Annotated in this window: 19 protein-coding genes; 6 read left to right on the top strand and 13 right to left on the bottom strand. The window is 39.7% G+C overall.

The genetic code is table 11. From position 1 onward, the window contains the following. From ABDK00_RS09625 to ABDK00_RS09610, 4 genes are read right to left on the bottom strand one after another with little or no spacing between them, the layout of a single operon-like run. Positions 1–633 carry a DUF4141 domain-containing protein gene (locus ABDK00_RS09625; RefSeq protein ID WP_346238978.1) on the bottom strand — a complete coding sequence of 211 codons (633 nt, stop codon included), beginning with the start codon at positions 631–633 and terminating at the stop codon, positions 1–3. 26 nt (positions 634–659) lie between these two features. After that, complete coding sequence (locus ABDK00_RS09620) at positions 660–3,167, bottom strand: TraG family conjugative transposon ATPase (protein ID WP_346238977.1); 2,508 nt, start codon at positions 3,165–3,167, stop codon at positions 660–662. Beyond that, a complete protein-coding gene (locus tag ABDK00_RS09615; protein WP_346238976.1) occupies positions 3,164–3,496 on the bottom strand; it encodes a DUF4133 domain-containing protein in 333 nt (110 codons plus the stop codon). Before ABDK00_RS09615 ends, ABDK00_RS09620 begins: the two co-directional genes overlap by 4 nt. Before the next feature lie 11 nt (positions 3,497–3,507). Next, a complete protein-coding gene (locus tag ABDK00_RS09610) occupies positions 3,508–3,813 on the bottom strand; it encodes a DUF4134 domain-containing protein (RefSeq protein WP_346238975.1) in 306 nt (101 codons plus the stop codon). Positions 3,814–4,269: 456 nt separating this feature from the next. On the opposite strand from ABDK00_RS09610, the gene ABDK00_RS09605 reads away from it, so the two are divergent. Next, positions 4,270–7,344 carry a metallophosphoesterase gene (locus ABDK00_RS09605; protein ID WP_346238974.1) on the top strand — a complete coding sequence of 1,025 codons (3,075 nt, stop codon included), beginning with the start codon at positions 4,270–4,272 and terminating at the stop codon, positions 7,342–7,344. 127 nt (positions 7,345–7,471) lie between these two features. Here ABDK00_RS09605 and ABDK00_RS09600 read toward each other — a convergent pair whose 3' ends face one another. From ABDK00_RS09600 to ABDK00_RS09590, 3 genes are all read right to left on the bottom strand, one after another. After that, complete coding sequence (locus tag ABDK00_RS09600; protein WP_346239624.1) at positions 7,472–8,521, bottom strand: IS481 family transposase; 1,050 nt, start codon at positions 8,519–8,521, stop codon at positions 7,472–7,474. 80 nt (positions 8,522–8,601) lie between these two features. Next, positions 8,602–9,006, bottom strand: coding sequence for a DUF3408 domain-containing protein (locus ABDK00_RS09595; RefSeq protein WP_346239605.1), 405 nt, complete (start codon positions 9,004–9,006; stop codon positions 8,602–8,604). 12 nt (positions 9,007–9,018) lie between these two features. After that, entirely contained in the window at positions 9,019–9,786 is a 768-nt protein-coding gene (locus tag ABDK00_RS09590; RefSeq protein ID WP_346239604.1) for a ParA family protein, read from the bottom strand. Positions 9,787–10,490: 704 nt separating this feature from the next. Here ABDK00_RS09590 and mobA point away from each other — a divergent pair. From mobA to mobC, 5 genes are all read left to right on the top strand, one after another. After that, positions 10,491–10,934 (top strand): conjugal transfer protein MobA, encoded by a 444-nt coding sequence (mobA, locus tag ABDK00_RS09585; protein ID WP_346239603.1) that lies wholly within the window; start codon positions 10,491–10,493, stop codon positions 10,932–10,934. Then, positions 10,931–12,223: a conjugal transfer protein MobB gene (gene mobB, locus ABDK00_RS09580; protein WP_346239601.1), complete on the top strand. Its 1,293-nt coding sequence runs from the start codon at positions 10,931–10,933 to the stop codon at positions 12,221–12,223. The genes mobA and mobB overlap by 4 nt, the downstream gene beginning before the upstream one ends. 256 nt (positions 12,224–12,479) lie before the next feature. Continuing rightward, entirely contained in the window at positions 12,480–12,944 is a 465-nt protein-coding gene (locus ABDK00_RS09575) for a JAB domain-containing protein (protein ID WP_346239600.1), read from the top strand. Between the two features lie 218 nt (positions 12,945–13,162). Continuing rightward, entirely contained in the window at positions 13,163–14,266 is a 1,104-nt protein-coding gene (locus ABDK00_RS09570; protein ID WP_346239599.1) for a Fic family protein, read from the top strand. A 130-nt stretch (positions 14,267–14,396) separates the two neighbouring features. Then, positions 14,397–16,391: a conjugal transfer protein MobC gene (gene mobC / locus ABDK00_RS09565; protein WP_425474806.1), complete on the top strand. Its 1,995-nt coding sequence runs from the start codon at positions 14,397–14,399 to the stop codon at positions 16,389–16,391. A 138-nt stretch (positions 16,392–16,529) separates the two neighbouring features. Here mobC and ABDK00_RS09560 read toward each other — a convergent pair whose 3' ends face one another. The 6 genes from ABDK00_RS09560 to ABDK00_RS09535 form a co-directional block, all read right to left on the bottom strand. Further along, positions 16,530–18,599: a type IA DNA topoisomerase gene (locus ABDK00_RS09560; protein WP_346239597.1), complete on the bottom strand. Its 2,070-nt coding sequence runs from the start codon at positions 18,597–18,599 to the stop codon at positions 16,530–16,532. A 17-nt stretch (positions 18,600–18,616) separates the two neighbouring features. Then, positions 18,617–20,077 carry a DUF3945 domain-containing protein gene (locus ABDK00_RS09555; RefSeq protein ID WP_346239596.1) on the bottom strand — a complete coding sequence of 487 codons (1,461 nt, stop codon included), beginning with the start codon at positions 20,075–20,077 and terminating at the stop codon, positions 18,617–18,619. An 80-nt stretch (positions 20,078–20,157) separates the two neighbouring features. Continuing rightward, a complete protein-coding gene (locus tag ABDK00_RS09550) occupies positions 20,158–20,466 on the bottom strand; it encodes a helix-turn-helix domain-containing protein (RefSeq protein ID WP_346239595.1) in 309 nt (102 codons plus the stop codon). A 285-nt stretch (positions 20,467–20,751) separates the two neighbouring features. Then, the gene (locus ABDK00_RS09545) at positions 20,752–21,399 is read right to left on the bottom strand and encodes a hypothetical protein (RefSeq protein ID WP_346239594.1); all 648 of its coding nucleotides are present in this window, start codon (positions 21,397–21,399) and stop codon (positions 20,752–20,754) included. A 24-nt stretch (positions 21,400–21,423) separates the two neighbouring features. Beyond that, on the bottom strand, positions 21,424–22,710 hold the full coding sequence (locus ABDK00_RS09540) for a lysine N(6)-hydroxylase/L-ornithine N(5)-oxygenase family protein (RefSeq protein ID WP_346239593.1): 1,287 nt from the start codon (positions 22,708–22,710) through the stop codon (positions 21,424–21,426). Positions 22,711–22,715: 5 nt separating this feature from the next. Then, entirely contained in the window at positions 22,716–23,753 is a 1,038-nt protein-coding gene (locus ABDK00_RS09535; RefSeq protein ID WP_346239591.1) for a heparan-alpha-glucosaminide N-acetyltransferase domain-containing protein, read from the bottom strand. Between the last annotated feature and the right edge of the window lie 2 nt (positions 23,754–23,755).

Raw genomic sequence — 23,755 nt, 5'->3', positions numbered from 1 at the left:
TTACCAATATTTTTGTTCAGCAGTTCCATAGAGTTCCAATACCCGCTTTGTGTTGTTTTTCTTTTTTGCTCTTAGATAGCTTACCGATATGTTTTTATTTGTGTAATACCGAACGAGGTTATAGTAATCTTTCACTTCTTTATGTACATTGTCGATAACGTCCATACGTTCTTTATCGGAAAGCGAAAGGCTGGTGGAAGAAACAATCTGTTTGAGCTCTTTGAGTAAAGCGGTACTTTCATTTAGGAGTTTAGAATACCCGTTCGCGATGGCGGTTAACTCCTTCGCCGTGAAATTGGGATCGTTCATCATCTTGCCGAAATTGCTGACATATATCTCGGCGGCATCGCCAACCATTAGCACGGTCTCTTGCACTTTGCGGGCGTCCTTCACCAGATTATCCACTGCTTTAAGCTTATCATAATATTCCTTTCCCTGCTTGTAGAGCTTTTCCACTTCCTTAAAGTTTTTGACAACATTAGAGACGGTATTAGAGGTCTGAACGATCTCGTTTGCGGAATTAAGGATGCCGGATATGAGATTGGCGGGGTCAGTCACCACGAATTGCGCTTTAGCAAACGAAGAGATAGCTAATAGTAACAAGGTGTATCCTAGTAGTCTTAAATTTTTCATTTCTATTTTGTTTAGTGATTAATCAATTAAAAATTGTCTTGTTGTTCTTTTCTTTGCAGCGCTATTCGCTTAATAGCCTGTTCAACATTGCCGTCCAGTTCCTGAGCAAGCTGCATAACTTCAAGTTTTTCTGATTCTTCGGTGGTATAGGCGAGGTATTCCTCTGTACTTACCTCAGTGGCATAAACAGCGGAATGGGTGCCACCAAGTCCGATCCAGACTTCTTTGTAAAGCCGCTTGGGATCATTATTCATATTAATAGAAAGTACCTGTGATTTTTCCTTTTCGGTGAGGCCCAGCATGGCCTGTATATCGTCGAACTTGTTCATATACTTGCGTTGATCCAATAGGATCTTGCAATCTGAGTTATTGATGATGCTTTCTTTTACGATGGGAGAGTGGATGATATCATCCACTTCCTGGGTTACCACAATGGCTTCGCCGAAGAACTTACGCACCGTTTTGAATAGGTATTTAATGTACTCAGCCATTCCTTCTTTAGCGATGGCTTTCCAGGCTTCTTCAATGAGGATAAGCTTGCGGATGCCTTTCAATCTTCGCATTTTATTGATGAATACTTCCATTATGATAATGGTGACAATGGGGAACAGAATTTTGTGATCCTTGATGGCATCGATTTCAAATACGATAAAGCGCTTAGAAAGCAGGTCTAGCTGCTTCTCGGAGTTGAGCAGGTAGTCATATTCGCCGCCTTTGTAATAGGGCTCCAAAACATTCAGGAAATTAGCCAGATCAAAGTCTTTCTCGCGCACCTGCTTTGTTTCAAGTACTTTTCGATAATCGGATTGGATGTAATCATAAAAGCCGTTAAAAGAAGGGGATTTATCCGTCAGTTTTATATGTTCGATGTATCCGGAAACGGCGTTCGATAAAGCCACTTCTTCCGAGCGTTTAGGAGGCTCGTCATCTCGTTTCCAGAGCGTGAGTATTAAGGTTTTGATACTTTCTCTTTTCTCAATGTCAAACACGCCATCTTCTGTATAAAATGGATTAAAAGCAATAGGATTATCTTCCGTGTAAGTAAAATAAACTCCGTCTGCACCTTTGGTTTTGCCCCGGATCAACTCGCAAAGCCCTTGATAGCTATTACCAGTATCCACCAAAAGTACATGAGCACCTTGCTCATAATACTGGCGGACCATGTGATTAGTGAAGAAGCTTTTTCCTGAACCAGATGGCCCCAATATGAATTTATTACGGTTGGTAATAGTCCCGCGCTTCATGGGTAAATCAGAAATATCCAGGTGGATCGGTTTGCCGGTCAGCCGATCGGCCATTTTAATACCGAAAGGAGAGGGGGAGCTTTGATAATTGGTTTCTTCTGTAAAAAAGCATAGAGCTGGTTCGATAAAAGTGTAAAAGCTTTCTTCACTGGGAAAATCACCTGCGTTGCCGGGCATCGCCGCCCAATAAAGCGTTGCTGTATCAACCGTATTGTGACGTGGTTTACATTCCATGAGTGCTAAAGCACTTCCTGTATCATTTTTCAATTGCTTTAGTTCAAGAGAATCTTCAGCCCATGCTATAACATTAAAATGGGCACGGATAGACGATAAACCGAAGCTATGCGCTTCGTTTAAGTATTTTTCTATCCATTCTTTATTGATTTGGTTGGCGCGGCTATACCTTGCCAGCGAGTGCATGTTTCTAGCCGATTTTTCAAACTTGCGCAAATTAGAATCGCTGTTATCCAGGAACAAATACTGGTTATAAATATGATTGCAGCTAAGTAATAAGCCAACAGGGGCTGCAAAGGATAGTAGGCAGTCACTTCTATCGGTAGACAGTTTTTCATATCTCGTATTGGAGGATACAGTCCCAGGAAGGTCATCTGTGTCAGATAATGTATGCAGGCAAAGCCTTTTATTACCTATTCGGACTTCCTCAGAGCCCAGTGAAATGTCCTGCAGGGGAGTTTGTGTCTTCCTGGATAGGGTTAGGTATTGTTCGAGTAAACCCTGTTTGCCATCAGAGCCAATGAGGTCAGGCTCAGTGAGCCGTTGCAGCCTGACTAGCCCACTATCGTTTATGATGCGTTCAAACTGCGCAACAGCTTCCATAAAGCGATGAACGGTTTCTTTATCCCTTATTTCCTTTGGAATCAAAACGCCCTTGCATAGAGAACTGAAGTCGCTCTGCATGCGCATACGTTCTTTAGTGGTTTTGGTAAGGAATAGATAACAGTAATGATTGAGAAAGGGACGTTCATTGAAATGTCGCTGATAAGATTTTGCCAGAAAACTTGAATCTTCTTTACTAATATCTGGTGCGTAGTTTTCTTTGATATACCAATCCTGTTTGTGAACGATTGTATAGTTCGGGAGGGTCTTGACAGCTTTATGCCAGGCGGAATGAATGGCTTCGTATTCCTGAGTTGCAACAGTGAATAATTCCGGCAGATGGACCTGGAAGCAAACAGTGATGTCTGCATCTTTAGAAATAATGTAGTTATTCTCTACCGCCAGTAGCGGAAATTTGCTTTCCAGTGTAGTGATTTTTGATGTATTTTTCATGGTTGGCTGGGGTTGGAGGTATTTTTTAAATAACGAGGTACTCTTTTGCGGCATATGATATAGCGGGGGTGTCTTTTTTTTGCGCCAAGTTTCATAAGCCCGTGTTCGCCATATTTGCTATTCATGGAAAAGGTTTTCCAGATAATAAGCGAGGCGCCGCCAGCGCCGAATAACAGGCAGAAGTAGGAGTTGACGCTTGCTATGTACATCACCATCACAAGGATCAACACTCCTAACAGTCCACCTGCGAATAGAAATAAATATTGCGCTTTTAAACCTTTGAACTCAACTGTTCTGCCAATGCCTTTATTGATATTATAATTACTCATGAGGCAAAGGCTTAAAGGAAAAAAGAACGCAGGATAGTAGCAGCCACAATCAGGAAAATGCAGGCGCCAAACCAGGATGCCGCGGTCTTCGAAGTGTCCGGATCGCCGCTGCTGAATTTGTTGTACACTTTTACACCGCCGATTAATCCGACTACGGCTCCAATAGCATAGATTAACTTAGTAGCTGGATCGAAATAGCCGGTTACCATCTGAGTAGCTTCATTGATGCCGGCGCCTCCGTTGCCTTGGGCGAACGTGCTAATCTTAGAAAGTATTGCTATTAATGCGAGAAGTACTTTTTTTCTTTGTTTTTCCATAATTGACACACATTAATTTGTTACTGTTATCCCACACCTTGCGGGCTTTCGAGACAAAGATGTTATGGAAAAAAAGACTTTATAAATTGTGTCAGTTGAAGAGATAGTTTGGCTTTGAATGCCGATTAATATTAAATGAACACCAGCAACTAGTCTAGTATACATCTATCATTAAGACGATAAGACTTCAAAAACGGAAGCTCACTGAATAGTTGTTAAATTGACGTAACCGTCTTGAGTGTGCATACCTAAAATAAACATTAGTCATCTGAATTAATTGCAGGGAAGATTTTAACCTAAATCACAAGTTTTCCACATTGCTGGATTGTGTATCTAGAAATTTGGGATTTAATAATACCTTCAGATGCTGGGTTTGTATTATCAGAAAAAATAGATTGCTTAGTCGTCGAAGCTAACTGAGGTTTTAATCCATTATTTTTCATAAATTAACACTGAATGAGAATTTTACACATTGGTGATTTTCACTTTAGGCCTAATGCCAACAATTATGATCAATCTCTAATGGTTGACAGAATGATAGAATGTTTAAAAAATAAGCCAAGGATTGATGTTGTAATTTTTACCGGCGACTTAGTTTTTAGTGGTACCAAATTTGAAAACTTTAATTCAGCTCACCAGGCTATTTTTTTAAAATTATCTAAAGAATTACTCATTCCGTTGTCTCGGATTTTTCTTTGCCAAGGCAATCATGATGTTAATCGAGAAGAAGTTACAATATCAATATCAAACTATTTTGACGAAAAGATAAATGATAGCGATAAGCTTTATGACGAATGTACAAGATCAACATCCGAATTTAAAAATAGTTTCAAAGGCAGCAGTCATTTTTACCAATTTTTAACGTCCACATTTAATGATAATTTTGAGCATTGCGATGAATTACATTATATAGCCAAGTTCAAAATAAATGAAAGTGTAGTTGCAATTGTAGCCATTAATTCTGCATGGATGTCAAATGGTCATCGCAACGACAATGGTTTTTTGATGTTTCCACCTAACATTTTAAAAAATTCGATTAGCAGAATAAAAGACGCTGACTGTAAAATACTACTACTACATCACCCGATGAGTTATTTCAAAGAGTTCAACTGTCGAGAACTTGAAGATATAATTTATCCTGAGTTTGACCTCGTTTTCTCTGGTCATACCCACCGTGAAGATATTTGTACTAAATATAAGGGTCATAACGGGGTTTTACTAAACACTACACAAGCTACTCTTAGTTTTGCTAAAGATGATGAAATTGGTTATTCGATAATAGAATGTGATTTATTAAATAAAGAGGAAGCGCGGATTGAGCGTGCAACCTACATTTCTAAGGAGAAGATATTTTTAAATCTCGAGCCTGTTCAGGTAGCTATCCCAATGGGCCATGAAAAGTCATTACAAAATAAGTTTAGAAAAAAGATAGCATCAAAATATTCCTCAGAATTGTCCAAAGCGAACGATTTGCTCTTAGAGTATGGTGGTGATAATGATAAAAATTTCTTAGAACTTTTTACGACTCCTGTTTTATCAAGTAATAGTGGTGCAGAAGGTGAAAGCCCGGATAAATTTTTCAATTTTGAATTATTATATGAAGCAGTTAGCAAATACTTATTATTCGGAAGTGACAAGTGCGGCAAAACTTCTCTTTTGAAAAAGATTCAACTTCATTATTTGAAGCATTTTTCAACTTTGGGTAAGGTGCCTTTTTATTTGGATTACAAACATTTGGAAGATAGAGGAGATTCAAAGACAGATATCGTTAGATTAATAGGTATTGCCTATGATATTAGTAGAGCAGAAACTGAGAAATTACTGGAAGAGAATAATATAATCTTATTGATAGACAATTTAAACACGATGTCTAAAGCACATAGCGTGATTATAGATTTTCTTGATAGGAACAGGAACTTGCAATTTATTGTATGTTCGGAATTTATAGCATCTCGAGTTTACTTTGAAGAGTTGGATCATTTGGACTACACCAAATTATATTTTAAGGATTTGACGAGAAGGGAAATTAGGATATACAGCGAGAAAAATTACCATGCGTATTCTGAAAGTAAAGAAGATGTTATAGAAAAAGTAACCAAAATATTACAGCAATTACAACTGCCAGTGACTTACTGGACCCTTTCTTTAATTTTGCTTATTTACAAAAAGTCAAAAGACGATTTTAGTCATAATCTTTTCGGAATATTAGACCTTTGTGTTGATGAAATGTTGCAGAAAAAGCAACTACTACTTGACAGGGGGACGGGCTTCGATCAATACAAAGAGATATGTTCGCATATCGCTTATGATCTTTTGAAAAATTACAGGGATCAGATTTACTCAACTACCTCCACTAATATTATAACATTTATAGATCGACACATTTCGCAAAATGTAAGGATTACAACAGATGCTCGAAGTGTCTTTGATTTTTTAGTTACGGCAGGTATTTTGAAGGAGCGAAATTCTAAGTATACGTTTCGACTAAATGGAGTATTTGAATATTTTTTGGCTTATTATTTACATCAGCACCCTGAAGTTAAGGATGGTATAATTGCTGACGACCAACTATACTTGGGATTTAAAAATGAGTTTGAAATTTTTAGTGGCCTCAATAGGAGTGATACTGAATTTTTGAGGCAGATTTACCATAAGACGCGCCGGATTTTCGACCCGATAATTGAAGTTTATTCAGATACAAGCTATGACAGTAAGTTAATTGACAAACTAGGGGAGGTTCATGAATTTCGAAAAAAGGTTGAATTGATAGACCTTCAAAAGGCGCTGAATCATGAGACTCAGGATCAGGTTAATGATGAATTAAATCCGATAGGCGTCGATTCCGAAGTTCATTTAAAGGAAGTTTATGACAAAAATGATCTTAATCCTGAGACGTTAGAGAAGTATTTGGGTATCCTCGCGCGAGTCTTCAAAAATTGTGATTCCATTCGAGATAAGGACTTAATGGTCGAAATTTTTGATTACATAGTCAAAGCTCACTTGTGTTTTGGCTTTCATTTGATGGACGCTTACACTAATGTGCCTTTAGAGGAAAACGCTGATCATGATGAAAATCTTGAAGTAATATTAGGAAAAAATGTTGCAAAGGCACTTTCAACTTTCATACCTACTATTGCACAGGTTTTACTTTATGACGGCTTAGGACATTCCAATATGACTAGGTTAATAGAAGAAAGAATTGCGACTTTTAAGAAAATTACAGGATCGCAATATATACTATTTCTGCTCTATTTTCTTTTGCTGGACATCGACGTAAAAGCAAATAAATCTTTAATAGATGAGGTTTTAGAGAACATCACACTTCCTCCACTTAGAGTTTCTACGTATTTTAAATTGAATTTTTACTTGGCATTTAAGGCTTACAAAAACCGCGAATTTGAACAGTTTATAAGTAATAAAATACGGCTTGTTCAATTGCGATTGGATGCTAAAAATTCAAGCAATTCAAACATGAGTCTTAGCGAAAAGCAGAATCAAAATATCGTGAAAACGATTAAGGATAATAGATAGTTCTCAAATTGGACTTTATTGGAGCTAAGTACTTAAACTGACTATTGATCTTAATTGTAATAGTTATTATTTAATCTGACAGTCGAGGATTTTCTTTTTCGTTTAACATGGGAAACGGATTAAATTATTAAGCTGCTGTGTGAGTTTCATTGAGAAACTTCTGTTTTGCTAAAGGTAAAGATTCTTTAAAAGTTTGCATGGGAGTTTTACCGTAACAATATCTGCCACTGTGAGGCCGTTCAGTATTATAGTATTCCATCCATTGATCCAGATCCTGTTGAAGATGTTCTAAGTTATCGTACAGTTTCTTTCTAAAGGCCACTGCATAAAATTCTTCCTGCATGGTACGGTGCAGGCGTTCGCAGATGCCATTGCTTTGGGGATGCCGCACCTGCGTTTTGCTATGTGCTATGTCCTCCAGGTTCAGATATAATTCAAATTCGTGATGCTCGGGCTTCCCGTTGTATTCGGTTCCCCGATCCGTCAGGATTCGAAGTAGAGGGATTTGCTGTTGGTCGAAGAATGGCAAGACTCTGTCGTTAAGTATGTCTGCTGAGGTAATCGCATGCTTACTGGTGTACAGTTTTGCAAAAGCTACCCGGCTATAAGTATCGATAAAGGTCTGCTGGTAGATTCTTCCGACTCCCTTGATATTGCCAACATAGTAAGTGTCCTGTGAGCCCAGATAGCCTGGATGTTCAGTTTCTATTTCACCGTGAGCTTCCCGTTGCTCTTTTTTACGTTCCAGTGCGATGACCTGTGCCTCTGAGAGAATAATGCCTTCCTGCGCTACACGAGCCTCAAGAGCCTTTAAACGCTTGGCAAAAACCTCCAGATCATTACGCTGCCATACACAGCGAACTCCGGCAGGAGAAATGAATATCCCTTGTTTACGTAATTCATTACTGGCTCGCACCTGGCCAAAAGCAGGCTGTTCAAAAGCAATTTTTACAACAGCTGCTTCAACAGCAGGTTCTACCCGGTTTTTGGGAATAGGTTTGCGACGGCTGATCTCCTGTAGGGCCATATCACCTCCCGCATCGTACAGCTCTTTTAAACGATAAAAACTATCACGGCTGTAACCCATGATCTTGCATGCCTGAGATACATTACCCAGTTGTTGGGCCAATTGCAACAATCCTAACTTGGTTTTGATTAATTTAGATTCTTGATTCATAATCTGACTTTTTGGGGTTAACATTTAATTTGTCGTTACTTTAAAGTTAATCCCAACTGTCAGATTAAATCGTAGCTATTTCATATAATGGGTTTAAAACGCTTGTTAAAATAATCGGTAATATCATCCCCGAACTCCCTAAAGTGGTGTTCGAGAATATTATCAATATATGAATAAAGCGTTGTCTTTTCTTCCCTTGTTAACTGCACAATACGAAGCAATCTTTCGTGGTATTCAGGACGGATATATACAACCTTCCCGCTTCGACCTGACGGAAACCGATTGATTAAAAATGTTTCCTGATAAACCACTTTCTTTGAGGAGCTACTTCGGGCTTTTTCTTTTGGTTTTACGTCTTTTTGGATTTCCGGTTGTTGATTTGTTTCAGGCACGGCAGCGGTCTGATTGCCGCTCATAATGTTCATTATCATTTCCTCATCAACATCAGGCTTGCTAAAGACGTTTCTTCTATTATCTACAGACATAACTTATTTATTTTATAGATTGACAATTTTCAAAAATTCATCGACAAACATATCCAGCCGGGTTGTTTTCATTAGTTGCGGTTCGGCAGGTAGCAGGCTCGACCGGAATACACTATTGGGCATATCGTCCGTTTCTTTTCTAAAGCGTTTGCTGTCCATTATCCTTGAGCTCATTACATATAAGTCAAGCCCGCTAATGATACTTTGATAAACTTCATATATGCCGGTCTTTTCGCGACCGTCCACTTGGTTCCAGAAGAGCCACATTCTTTGTTCCCTATTACGGTCATCGGTTTCGGGCAGCTCGAGGAATGCTTTGGTGAAGCTTAACGTGCTTTCCATAACAAGACGGTCGGCCGTGATTGGAGAAAAAATAAAGTCCATTGTTCTTAGCGTGGTAAGGACACCTTTTGTATTGGCAGTGCCGGGCAGGTCGAAAAATATGACGTTAGGCTCTATTGAGAATTGCTCTACATAGTCTCGTGCTTTTGACAAAGCATCGTCGGCTTTGCAACTGATAATGGGATATGCCTTTTTGTTAATGCTTTGGTACAGTTTCATTGCTGCTCTTTTATGGTAATCGTTCTGCATAATGGTTTTCAAATCCCTTTCTCTCATATTGGCTAGGCTGTGCTGTGGAAAGTCGCAGTCCATTACCAGCACGTTAAATCCTAAACGGTAATGTAGCACACTTGCCAGCAGTGTTGTAATTGTTGATTTACCAACGCCACCTTTTGGTGTGGAAAAGCTGATTTTTAAAGTTTCTTTTTTTGTTGCCATGATTTAAATTTTTTGGTTTCCTATTTTACCTGTTTTGCATATTTGTATATCGGAATATTGCTTTGTTCCTGTATTCGCGTATCGGTTTATTAGAATATTCCGGGACCTTTTTATGCTTTCTTTTCAGCCTTGTAAAGAGTGTGCTTTGGCAGATTGTAAATCTCCCGGAAGACAATATGCTTTACCGCTTTTACGCTTTTATTGTTTTATACTTTTAAATCCGCATGCTTTTATCGCAAACTGCCCAATTTCAAACCCGATAATATTTCTTGTTTAATTACATTTTTTGCTGCCTGCATTCAAGCAGTACAGCAAATAAAGCATGTGATTTACCTGCTTTATGGCCTTTGGAAGTATTCGGCAATCAAAGGTGGTGTTTGTCCGTGTAGCGCATATTAGTACGCAGTTTAATAGCGGCTTACTTTGTAAAATGATTTTAGTAAACAGATTTATACAAAGGCATTTTGAAAAAATGGACACCAAGCAGGACGGCTTCGAGCCGATTTTTCCAGTTACATCTAATCCATCCCGAAGGGTGGATTATTGTGTTCACTCAGAACACGGCAAGTTGTGTTTTGAGGCACTCGAAACTAAAATTCGTGCCTCAAAACCCTGCCTGCAAGCGGCAGGAACTTGCCCTTAGCAGGGGGCTGAAAACACTCTCCGAAGTCGAGGTTTTTGTGTGAATCGAAAATATATGCGTGATGAATGAGAACAGTAATAGAAAGCAAAACAAAGGTGGACGGAAACTTAAAATTGATCCCAGTATTCACCGACACGTTTTTCGTCTGACGGATGAGGAGAACGCCAGGTTGTTATCGCTTTTTGAAGCATCTGGAATGCCTAATAAGGCAAAGTTTATTATTTCTATGTTGTTCGATAAAGAAATGAAATCCGTAAAAATTGACAAAGGAACTGTTGATTTTTACATGCGACTGACCTCTTTCCATAGCCAGTTTCGTTCTGTTGGTGTAAACTATAATCAGATTGTAAAGCTGTTATACCGACATTTTTCTGAGAAAAAAGCAGCTGCATTTCTGTTTAAATTGGAAAAACAGACGGCTGAAATGGCGATGCTATGTCAAAAAATCATTCAATTGACTGATGAATTTGAAGCGAAATATCTAAAAAAGCAGCCGGAGAAATGATTGCGAAAATTGGCAGAAGCGGAAATTTATATGGAGCACTAGCGTACAATCATCTTAAAGTAAAGCATGAGAACGGAAAGATTTTGTTTGCCAATAAAATTATTGAGACCCCGAATGGTCATTATTCTGTAGCGCAACTAGCACAATCTTTCGCTCCTTATTTAATGGCCAACCGCAATACTGAGAAACATGCCTTGCATATTTCGCTCAATCCTGATCCGAATGATAAGGTTAGCGATGATAAATTTCAGCAATTAGCAGAACAGTATATGCAGGAAATGGGCTACAATGATCAACCGTTTGTAGTCTTTAAGCATACCGATACTACGCGCAGCCATATACACATTGTTTCAGTTTGTGTGGATGAAGCCGGTAAAAAGATTTCGGATAAGTTTGAGAAAATGCATTCTATGAAAGTGTGCCGAGAACTTGAAAGAAAACACGGATTAATACCGGCAACGGATAAAGAGCAAAAGCAGAGCGATAAAATTTTCCGTCCGCTAGATTACCAGTCGGGGGATGTTAAGAGCCAGATCGCTTCTGTAGTACGCCATCTACCGAATTATTACCAGTATCAGTCGTTAGGCGAGTATAACGCTTTGCTCTCCCTATTCAACATTACCACGGAAAAAGTGGAGGGCGAATTACAGGGCAAGACGCAACGAGGTTTATTATACATCCCGCTCAACGAAAAAGGCCAAAAAGCCGGGCATCCGTTCAAAGCTTCTTTGTTTGGAAAGAATGCTGGGCTCGCCGCTTTGGAACTCTATTTTACAAAATGTAAGGGAACTTTAAACCGTCACCCAACAAAGCAAACTATTAAAGCTGCCATTACCATTGCGCTTAAATCTACCACCGTTGAAATGAGCTTTAAAAAAAACCTGACAGAACAGGGCATTAATGTAGTAATCCGTAGGAATGATACGGGGCGTATTTACGGCATTACTTTTATCGACCATAATTCCAAAACCGTTTGGAACGGCTCCAGGTTAGGAAAAGAATTTTCGGCGGCTACCTTCAATGACTATTGGAATAATAATATTCAACCGCAGATAAAAGAGCCTGTTGAAATGCAAACAAAAATCTCCCATGCCAATGATATTGATAATGTGCCCTCTGAAAAACCACATCATTTATTTGACTTTATCAATACAGAGCCTACTCCTGATAACCAAGGAGAAGGTGTTACTGATGCATTGGTCAGCCTATTACCCCAAACTCAAGGGGAAGACTTGGAAGAGCTTGAGTTTGCTTTTCGAATGAAAAAAAGACGCAAAAGGAGGCGTTAAATGCGATCGGTTACTATCGATAGACAAAGAGACACTTGCTCGTGGGTGAATAACTAGATTTAAGCCACACCAGGTCTTAAACGTTTTAATAAATTACTACAAAAGTTCGGTACCTGCCTTTCTGTGCCTTCAAAGGAACTACGGCATAAACACAAGCGCGTTGCAAAGGCCATCATTTATTCCGTTCCTCCTTTTGCGGTAGAAACAGGCACCGCATTTCAGTTCCATAATTTTTTAACTTTTAAAATCATTTGTTATGGAACAGTCAAGTAATTGTTATTGGAAAGTGTCAGAAGTAGAACTGATTTACAAATCAAAGGTAGATGTTTCCGATAGGCCATGCATTACGAAGTCTCGCGATGGATTTGAACTTTTTTCTGAGAGTTGGAATGACGGTAAGATTGATTTTGTCGAACAGTTTAAGATTGCCCTATTTAATAAGGCAAATAAAGTGTTGGGTCTTTTTGAAGTATCTTCAGGTGGTGTTAGCGGTACCGTTGCTGATCCTAAATTAATTTTCGCGGCGGCGTTAAAGGCAAATGCCTCAGCAATTCTGCTATGCCATAACCATCCTTCAGGTAATTTGAAACCGAGTGATGCTGATCGAAATCTTACAGCCAAACTCGTTGCCGCTGGAAGAGTACTAGATATAGCTGTACTTGATCATATCATTCTTACACGCGTATCTTATTTTTCTTTCGCTGACGAAGGGCTTTTATAGCCCTTTGAATACTCTTAATTTAGCTATAAATAAATAAAATTGAATAGCTATATCCAGCAAGAAAATTTATATAGAGTTTCCGGATGAATTTTCATTGCCAAATAGGGGAGTTTTTTTGTATATCCGAAAATATTTTTAATGTATAATGACGCACAAAATATATCTTATTGCGTCATATTTTGGCTAAATTTGAGGCGATTAAATTAAATAATTGCCTCATGAAGTATAACTGGCAGCTACCCGATTGGCCGAATTTCAACTATGATGATTCTGTTATTGATGGAATCGTGCTGAGCTTTGCTCTGGAAACTGGTGAGATGAAAGGATTATTGGACGCATTGCCGGATGCGGTAAGACAAGAGACCATTTTAGAATTTATGATGGCCGAAGCGATAAAAACCTCTGAAATTGAAGGAGAGTTTTTCAGTCGGCAGGATATCATGTCTTCGCTTAAGAAACAATTAGGAATTGGGGGTAATCTGGGGCATATTAAAGATAGGCGCTCTAATGGCGTTGCTGAACTTATGGTGGCAGTAGGGACATCGTATCAACGTGATTTTACCGAATCACTTTTGAAACGCTGGCACAAGATACTAATGAAGGATTATAACCATGTTTCCGCTGGTAGTTATAGAAAAGGGGAGGAGCCAATGCAGATTGTTTCCGGTGCAGTCGGAAGGGAAGTTGTTCACTTTTTGGCGCCGGATTCCGGACAGGTCTCTCGTGAAATGAAGGTATTTGTAAAATGGTATAACGAGTTTCGAGTAAATAAAGATGATATTAAACGAATCTTCATAAAGACAGCCATTGCACATTTATATTTTGAGACCATTCATCCTTTTGAAGATGGTAATGGTAGAATTGGACGGGCCATTGCAGAAAAGTGTCTTTCTGAATCTCTCGGACGTCCAGTTTTGATAGGTCTTTCAAGTACTATTGAAAAGGAACGGACCAAGTACTATAATGCCCTTAAGGCCGCCCAGCGAACACTTGAAATTACCGAATGGATTCAATATTTTTCTGAAGTTATACTGGAATCTCAAAAGAGCGCGAAGCGGATTGTTTTGTTTACACTTAACAAAGTAAAGTTCTTAGATAAACATAAACCTGAACTGAACGAAAGAGCTTTTAAGGCCATTTTAAAAATGTTTGATATGGGTACTACAGGCTTTGAGGGCGGTATGACTGCAAAAAAATACCTTTCCATCAACAAGACATCACGAGCGACCGCTACAAGAGATTTGCAGGATCTTGTTTCAAAAAAAGTACTTATACAAGAAGGAGAGGGCAGAAGTGTTCGTTACCTGTTAAATATTAATTAGAATGTTTTTTGAGAAATGACTAATTGTATTTTAAGAATTGGTATTCATAAAGCCAAAAGCGGACAGAAGAACGCGCGGGTGCTTCAATGGAACATTTCGTCCATAAATTCATCAACTAAATTTAAAGTTGATGCAAGGAGAAGACGATTTAAGAGGACTGGCTAAGATTATGGGTTTTATGCGGGCGGTAAGTATCCTTTTGATGCTGATGCATTTTTACTGGTATTGTTACGGCTTCTTTTTAGAGCGAGGATGGACACTAGAGATTGTTAATAAAATACTGGGCAATTTTAACCGGTCGGCCAGTTTATTCTCCAACACCCTTTACACAAAAATATTCGCTTTGGTTTTGCTGGCTTTAAGCTGTTTGGGAACTAAAGGAGTAAAAAATGAAAAAATTACCTGGACAAAGATTTATACATTCTTATCAATAGGTTTTGTGTTGTTTTTTCTTAACTCTCCACTACTCCAATTATCAGCGGAACTGGCAACTGCTTTATACATCCTGACCAGCTCATTGGGATACATTGCCCTGATGGTGGCCGGCGTATGGATCACCCGCCTATTGCGAACCAATCTCATGGACGATGTATTCAATAATGAGAACGAAAGTTTCATGCAGGAAACTAAGTTGATGAAAAACGAATACTCTGTCAACCTGCCTACTAAATTTTGGTACAATAAGAAAGCGCATAAGGGCTGGATCAATATTGTAAACCCTTTTAGGGCTACGATTGTATTGGGAACCCCGGGATCAGGTAAATCTTACGCCATAGTTAACAACTATATTAAGCAGCAGATCGAAAAGGGTTTTTCCATGTATATCTATGATTTCAAGTTCGATGACCTTTCTACCATTGCTTACAATCACTTGCGTAAGCATACGGACAAATACAAAGTAAAACCGAAGTTCTATATAATCAATTTTGATGATCCACGCAGGAGCCACAGATGTAATCCTATTAATCCGGATTTTATGACAGATATATCCGATGCCTACGAGTCAGCCTATACAATCATGCTAAATCTTAACCGGTCCTGGATACAGAAGCAGGGCGATTTCTTTGTGGAAAGTCCGATTATTTTATTAGCTGCTATCATTTGGTTTCTGAAAATTTATGACAATGGAAAATATTGCACGTTTCCCCACGCTATTGAACTACTGAATAAAAAGTATTCAGATGTATTTACTATTCTGACCTCATACCCCGATTTGGAAAACTACCTATCGCCCTTTATGGATGCCTGGGAGGGAGGCGCCCAAGATCAATTGCAGGGACAGATTGCATCGGCAAAAATTCCTTTATCAAGAATGATTAGCCCCCAGTTGTATTGGGTAATGACAGGGGATGATTTTACGCTCGACATCAACAATCCGAATGAACCCAAAATTTTATGCGTGGGTAATAATCCGGACCGCCAAAATATTTACTCTGCAGCATTAGGCTTGTACAATTCAAGGATCGTAAAACTCATCAACAAAAAGGGTCAACTAAAGAGTTCGGTCATTATAGATGAGTTGCCCACCATTTATTTTAGAGGGCTGGACAATCTTATCGCAACCGCCAGAAGTAACAAAGTTGCCGTTTGTTTAGGCTTCCAGGATTACTCACAATTAATCCGGGACTACGGGGACAAAGAAAGTAAGGTGATTCAAAATACGGTAGGTAATATTTTTAGTGGCCAGGTGGTAGGAGAGACGGCCAAAAACTTATCGGAGCGCTTTGGTAAAGTATTACAGAAAAGGCAAAGCTTGACCATCAATCGCAGTGATAAGTCCACCTCCATATCTACCCAATTGGATAGTCTGATTCCTGCTTCCAAGATCGCTACCCTAACACAAGGTGTGTTTGTAGGTGCTGTATCAGATAATTTTGATGAGCGTATTGAGCAGAAGATATTTCACGCGGAAATTGTAGTCGACGAAGATAAGGTGGCCGCCGAAACCAATGCCTACCAGCAAATACCTGAAATCTTATCTTTTATTGATGAAGGCGGTATCGACAATATGATTAAGGAAATAGATGCCAACTACAGGCAGGTAAAAAAGGATATCGTACGCGTGATCGATTCAGAGCTTGAACGCATCAAAAACGATCCTGACTTACAACATTTGGTTCTATAGCCGCGCCGGCGTAACACAACGTGAAAGTAAAACATTTAAACTGCTTTTAAGTGCCATATATGCCAATGTTACATTTGACGGAAATAAAAATAACGGCGATTAACGCCGTTGAAAGAGATTTTTATAAACTATCGTTTTCTATTTGGGAAATTCAAAAGAAGTCCTGCAGTGATTATCCAATACAATATACGCATCAAATTTCCGCCCGGCTTTGCTCCTCATTCCTTTGATAAGTGAAGTTTTGCCGTTGCTGAGTAATCTTTCGATATCGGCAATACTGAGTTGCACCCCACAAATACTACGGAACTGTACCCAATTGCAACCAGCATCAGGGCATTTTACAATTTTGTCCCTGATAGTTAATTGATGGCTTTTGCATTTCGGGCAGGTTAGATCGGGTAGGCTAGTTTGGGCAATAGAATTTTGTAAAAGTTCCTGGGTAATGCTAGTTGCATAGGTCTCTATATCCAAATGAAAAGTTCTGGCTTCCATTTCGCCCGTTTCAATCTTTTGCAACGCCAATTCCCACTGGGCGGTCATGGCGACATCTGAAATTCTTTTGTCTCTCACCAGCTCAAACACCTGTAATCCCTTTTCAGTAGGTATCAAAGATTTCTTTACTCTTTGAATATAGTTTCGGGTGAACAGGGTTTCAATTATTACAGCCCTCGTGGCAGGGGTGCCGATGCCTATGTGTTGTAATGCCTTTCGCTCATCCTCGTTCTCGATTTCTTTTCCGGCAGTTTCCATAGCGGATAACAAAGCGGCTTCGGTATAAAGCGTTGGCGGCTTGGTCTTTTTTTCAAGAACAGTTGCATGTTTTATTTTGAGTGCATCTCCGTCTTTGAGTTCCGGGAGGTCTTGTAAAGTTTCTGAATCATTATCAGAAAAGTCTCCTTTAATCGACCGCCAGCCTGGGTCTATTATCTTGACCCCTTTTGTTATAAAATCATAGTGTAATGCCACTAAACCGATATCCGTTACTTCTTTAACACAAGCTTGCGAAAGCGCTTCAAGTAATCTAAATGCGATTAAATCATAAACAGCATTTTCTTTTGCTGAAAGTGCCGAAGGTATTTTATCGGTTGTTAGCAAGCCATGATGATCTGTAACACGCAAATCATTTACAATATGTTTATTGAAATATCCCCATTTCATTTTTCCTACAGCTTGCTTGCAGCTCTCCCTATCAAGTAGTGCTCTCACTAGGCCCGGAATCTCTGCCCACATATCTTCAGGAATATACTTACTACCTGTTCTCGGGTAAGTAATGAACTTCTTCTCGTAAAGGTTTTGCGCCGTGTTTAAGGTTTCTTCGGCAGAGAGGTTCAGTTTCTTATTGGCCTGTTTTTGTAAACCGGTCAGATCAAAGAGCAGCGGAGCGGGTTCTGTAACTTTCTTGGATTCAACGGATGTAACAGTGGCGGTTTGGCCATTTTTCTCAATGGATCTAAGTGCAGTGCCTGCCAGCTTGTTATCATCCCATTTTTCTTTGGAGAAACTTTTAAAATCGATGAACTCTTTGCGATGTTTTAGCTCGATTTGAAAGTATTTTCGGACGGTGAAATTTTTTTTTTCTAAGTAACGTTTGCATATTAATGATAGCGTAGGTGTCTGCACCCTGCCAAGCGAATAAATTCCGCTACCGGCAGCGATGCTTAGCGCCTGTGTAGCATTGATACCTATAATCCAATCGGCCTGGCTTCTGCTTTGTGCAGCATGATACAGTCCGTCAAAATCACTACCGGGTTTTAAATTAGCCAAACCATTTCGGATCGATTTCTCCGTTAAAGAGCTAATCCAAAGCCGTTCAAAAGGCTTATTGCATTTTAGATAGTCATAAATGTATCGAAATATCAATTCACCTTCCCGTCCGGCGTCGGTACCGACAATTATTTTTTGGGACCGGTTAAATACCTGGTTAATGACTTTCAGTTGTTTCAGCGCTCCGGGATCTTGGATGTAACCTTTACCCTTTTTTACTTTACGAATAGTGAGTAAAAAGGGATTAGGAAGTAGCGGAAGGGTCGATTTATCAAATCCTGAGTTTCCAAAATTTTCCGGCATACCTAATCCTACGAGATGGCCGAACGCCCACGTAACAAAATAGCCATTGCCTGAAAGGTAACCATCTTCTTTTTTAGTGGCACCTAACAGGCTGGCTATTTCCCTTGCAACACTTGGCTTCTCTGCTATTACTGCGATCATAATAGGTTTTTTAGTTCTTACATTTTTCTTCCCTTTGACCTAGTCGGCGTTTGGGGCTTTTGCTGTTGTTGCTTCTTACTATCCGGATTTTTCTGTCCTGACTTTAAGGGCTCTTTAATATGCTTGGTGGCTTCATTTGTTTTTCCTTCCGAATTAACTGAGGTTTGTGTCTTGTGCCCTTCGGCAGGCTTGGGTTGTACATTAAGCTGATTCGGGTGTTGGAAAGAAAACACTGTTTTGCCCGTTTCTTTATTAAGCGTGATATAGCCGTTGTACTCCTTACCTTTCTTATCAATGAGTCCGCTGAGATATACGGTCTGCCCGTTTTTGAACTGATTGTACTGCTCGCTATCCAACTCTTTGCCCCTAAAAGTCTTAGGAAGTTCCTTTGAACGGGTTTGTTGATTGGGTTGTTCGTTTTTCTGCGCCTGCTGATTGGAATTGCTTTTATCAAAAAGGAACTCTACGTATCGTTTGTCGGCATTAAATTGTACGGTTGCTTCGAATTCAGTTCCTTTTTTAGAAATCATGCCCTCCAGATGAAGTGGCTTGCCTTCCATTAAAGCCTGTTTTTGGGTGTCATTAAGTAAAACTCCTTTAATCTCGTCGGGGATTTTGATATACTCGGTGCGTAGCGCTACAAGCTCATTGGTCAACCTGTCTATGCTGATAATGGATGGTATTGTTTCCCCAGTCTTGGGATTGGTAAGATTTACTACACGCCCCATATTACCGGTTTTAAGTAGGTTGTCCCTGTCTTCACCTGTAAACTTATGCCCGAAGAACTCAAAGTTCAGGTTAGGTTCTTTACGGATGCCGTGGATTGCTAAGACGGCCTCACCCTGGTCATTTGTTTGAAGCGATAGCCGGGCGTCCATTCGGGTAATTGCAGTACCGAGATTGAGGCTTACGGGTACCAGCTCATTTGTTTTATAACCTTTTAGTAAGGGTTCCAAAAGGTTCATTTTTTCCAGTTTTTCTTTACTAAGGCCCAGGTTGTTCATCGTGTTCCAATCAATCTGCTCAGGCTGGAAGCGATATTCGTTGGGTTGCGGCGTTGCTTGTGTTGTTTCCATATTACTTTGATTTATTTGTTTTTGATCTTGCTGAGACGAAAGGTTGACTTCATGATTTTTTATTAATTTCTCACTTTCTTCGTTTGGATTCGTGACATGTTGTTGCATTTTAGCGGCAATGTCTATTGCGCCAATTGCCGGAACTTTAAAGAATCTAAAGCGAGTCGGGTGTTTTAGCTGCTGCAAAAAATTAGAGAAGAAGTTTGAAAAAATATCGCCCTGTTTATCGATCCGCATAAACCGCCCCTGGTTTTTCTTACTGGCCTCTACTTTTTCCAGTTCACCATTTTTATCAATGCCGGTAACTGCCATAATTTTCTTTAGCTCTTTATCCAGTACGAGCAAAATGTCTGAAAACTGCTCAGGTAAATGTTCACTACTAATGGAGCTATTGGGATTCATGATTTTTTTTGAACTTTGTTTTCGAAATTATCCGGAGATTTATGTATTGTAGCTTTGTTGACTTTTGACGGTATTCCTTGTCATTTATTGACCTCTGTTCGCCGGACGGGATTGTTGAAACTATCGCGGATAAATTGATGAACGTCGGACGATTTATAGTAGAGCTTGCCGCTAATGGTATAGTAGGGGAGTCTGCCGGAAGTGCGATAGCGCTGTAGGGATCGCTGACTGATTTTGAGCATTTGAAGTAGATCCTGGTTATCCAGTAGCTCTTCACCATCTACATTCATCTTTTGCAACTGCGTCTCTTTAAGAGATTCGGATAGGATGTCAAGCCGCGTGGCAATGCGCTCCATCCATGACCTGAATTCCATTTTATCTATATCCATAGCATACCATTTTAAGTGAAAAAACTTTTGCGTGTTGTTAGAACAAATAAACAAGCTGTAATAGCCCTTGTCAAGTACAATAAATTTGTACCCCGTATTGCACCCTTTAAAGTTGAGTACGCCAAAGTTTTTATGCCTTAGTTTTCAAAGCCAGGGAGCGCTTAACAGCAGAAAAGTTTTTTCAAAATGGCGGGTTCTGTCGTACTATGCATGTAAATGCATCTGCTGATTTAATGGTCATTAATGTATAAATGTACTTACCGACAGCTAGCCTGCTGATATATTTTAATACTGATCTATTTTTTCTATCAAGGTTTGAAGTGTGTCGATAATAATATGCTTATCGCGAGTTTCGGGGTGATAAGATTTGCTTCTCATGGAGTTTCCGGAAAGCTCTTGTCGTTCCCTGGTTGAAAGTAGCGGAGCCAGACTTAAAAATAAAGACCTTAATGAACGCGATCGGAGGATGCTTTCTTCAAAACAGGCACGAAACAATATGGCAAGTTGATCGATGCTCAAGGAGGTTTGAATTTTTGTATCCATGGAGCACGGTTCAAAATTATTATCGCGGTGTATGATATAGGGCTGGAATCGTTGTTCCAGGAAGCTGGATAAATAATCAATAGAATCAATTACGCAGCCTATTAAATTTTTCAATGACGAGTTTCTATTATACACCGGATGCTCGCTATACTGAATGCAGGTTCTTTGCAGGCAGCGCATGGAGGCATGATAGGTTGTTAGATGTAAACGTGCTGTTTGCTCTTTTTTTAGGGAAAGCATAAAGCTGATAATGTTCGTTGTTATTTTTCTTTTTTCTTGCAGGGCTGTTGCCGCTAACTTTTCCGCTTGGTGCGGTTCAATGCTGATAACATTGTCGGGTTGCATAGTGTCGAGCACAAGTTGGTCGTAATACTGTAATAGGTATTGCATGAGGTATGGTTTAGGGGTGTAAGGCTATAGCCCAAAGTTTTGAAAGGCGATATGCTGGTCCACGGGGTAAATGTTTTCCTTAGTTATCGTATTAATAATAACCGCATTCCGATAAGCGCCGAGACCTAAATCAGCTGCATTAAACCCGTGGGTGTGTAGCTCTGCATTTTGAACGAAAATGCGATTATTATTATCCACACTGTAATTGCGTTTTACTTCAAACTGTTTATCACAATTGTATTCTATTAAATGATCCAGTGCCGATAAAAACCGCGGCGTCCGATAATCATAACCCGTGGCAAACACCGCAAAATCGGATGGTCGAGAGAATTTCTTATCCAGTGCCAGGTGACAAAATTCCAGGCTAAGTGTATTGTCTTTTATCTTTTTAATTTGTTCAAGCCTGGTGTTGGTAAAAAGATGGGCTGCTATAGGCTGAGATTCGATGTATTGATGGTAGAGTTTATCATAGATAGCGTTAATGAGTTCTTCGTTAATCCCCTTGTAAAGCGTGCCTTGGTTGCCAAGCAGGGTTTTCTTTTTTGTTGCCGGCAGCTGGTAAAAAAAATCAATATAATCAGGGGTACTCATTTCATAGGCGAGTTTAGAGCGCTCCATGGCATAAAATCGATCGGATTGCGTGTACCAGTCAATTCTTTTCGAACTACCCGCCCTTTTATGAATTTGATCATAGAATATCTCAGCAGCACTTTGCCCGGAGCCAATAAGTGCAACGCTGCCAGCTGCATTAATCATTTTGCGATAATGCATGTAATCGCTGGAATGAATGATATTTTCACCATTAATGGTTAAGTCGCCGGGTAGGTGCAGCTGAGAACCGATGCCCATTATGATATGCCGGGCTTTAATAAATTTTGTAAGTCCGGTTATATCATCCGTACAGGCAATTTGAAAGCAATCTCTTTTTCTATCAAAGAAAATTGTTTTCACCAGCGTGCTGAATATAAGGTTCGGCAGTTGTGCTGCTACCCATTTACAATAGCGTGTATACTCAGAGCGTGTGAGATAGGACGATTCATGTATGCCAAATTGAATAAGCCGGTTTTGCGTTCTGAGAAAGTTGAGATAAGAAAACTTATTGGAGGGATCTGCGAGGGTGACCAGGTCAGCGAGGTAGGACACCTGTAGGGTAGTGCCGGGTATCATCATACCGGGATGCCAGTTAAATTCTTTTTTTTGCTCGATAAAAATGCTGGTAACATTTTCAATTGGAGCGCAAAGTGCGGCGAGTCCTAGGTTAAAGGGGCCGACGCCAATACCGGCAATGTCATAGATAGTATCTTTGTTCATTAGGTTTATTTTTTTGATGGACTTAAATAGTTGGTAAGTAAAAAGGTGAAACCACTCACCATGGTTATCATTATCAGCGATTGGCTTTGGTTCAGCGTTTCATAGCCGGTAATCGGTAGCAGCCACATAATTAAAACCCATTGGATAAGATAGATGGGCGTTATTTTTCTACTACACCAGCTCAAAAATCTAAAAAGAGGATTGTCCCTTTTATTTTTTGAAAGAGTATCGAGCAGGCTTATGAAAATAAGTGTAACGCCTCCATGAATGAACGTACCACCAGGTCCGGACCTAAAAAAGCTTATATGAAAACTGGCAGGCTCAGAAAACCATATTACCGTACCCATGAGTGTAAGCATAAGTCCTGTGAACAGCAAATATTTAAAAGAAATACCATAATGATTTTTGATATGCCCGCACAATGTTCCGAGCAGGCAGTGGAATAGCCACGGAAAAATAGGAAAATAGGCGTGAGGTGGAAAGCCGCCTGCCAGATCAAGCATTGCATTGATAAGTATATGGTTACTACCTGTGCGCTCCCAGATCCAAGGGCTTAGCGTCAGCACTAAAACTAATGCTGCAGCACCTATAAACAGTCGGTAAGCCGAGCGTTTGATTAGGCCGCAAATTAGATAGGCTACACCTGCAAATTGTAAAATATCGTTGATTAGCAATAGCCTGCAGGCAACAAACTCATCTGTAGCGATATGATTGCTAACGTAAAATGAGCGCGGCAAAAGTCCCAGCCAATGAGGTATGACGAACTTGAAGGCGTTCAGCAAGTAGCCGGCACTTAGCAATAAAAGGCTTCTTTTTAAAATGGCTGAAATAGGTTTTGCTTTGGATAGGGAGATAAAAAATCCCATCAGAAACATAAATAAATGGGCGCCTGGATATTCGGCAAAAAAAGCCATAAAACGGCCCAGCATTCCGGCCTTTACCGTTGGCGTGCTATAAAGCATAACGCAATGAATCGGGGCAATTAAAAAGACAATAGATCCCCTGGCAAGAGCAAGGCTCCTGCTTTCTGAGTAAGAGAGCATAA

It is taken from the genome of Niabella insulisoli (genome assembly GCF_039652435.2).
Taxonomy (GTDB): Bacteria; Bacteroidota; Bacteroidia; order Chitinophagales; family Chitinophagaceae; genus Niabella; species Niabella insulamsoli.
The sequence above is the reverse complement of the archived record's forward strand: the minus strand, read 5'-3'. Positions and strand labels throughout refer to the sequence as shown.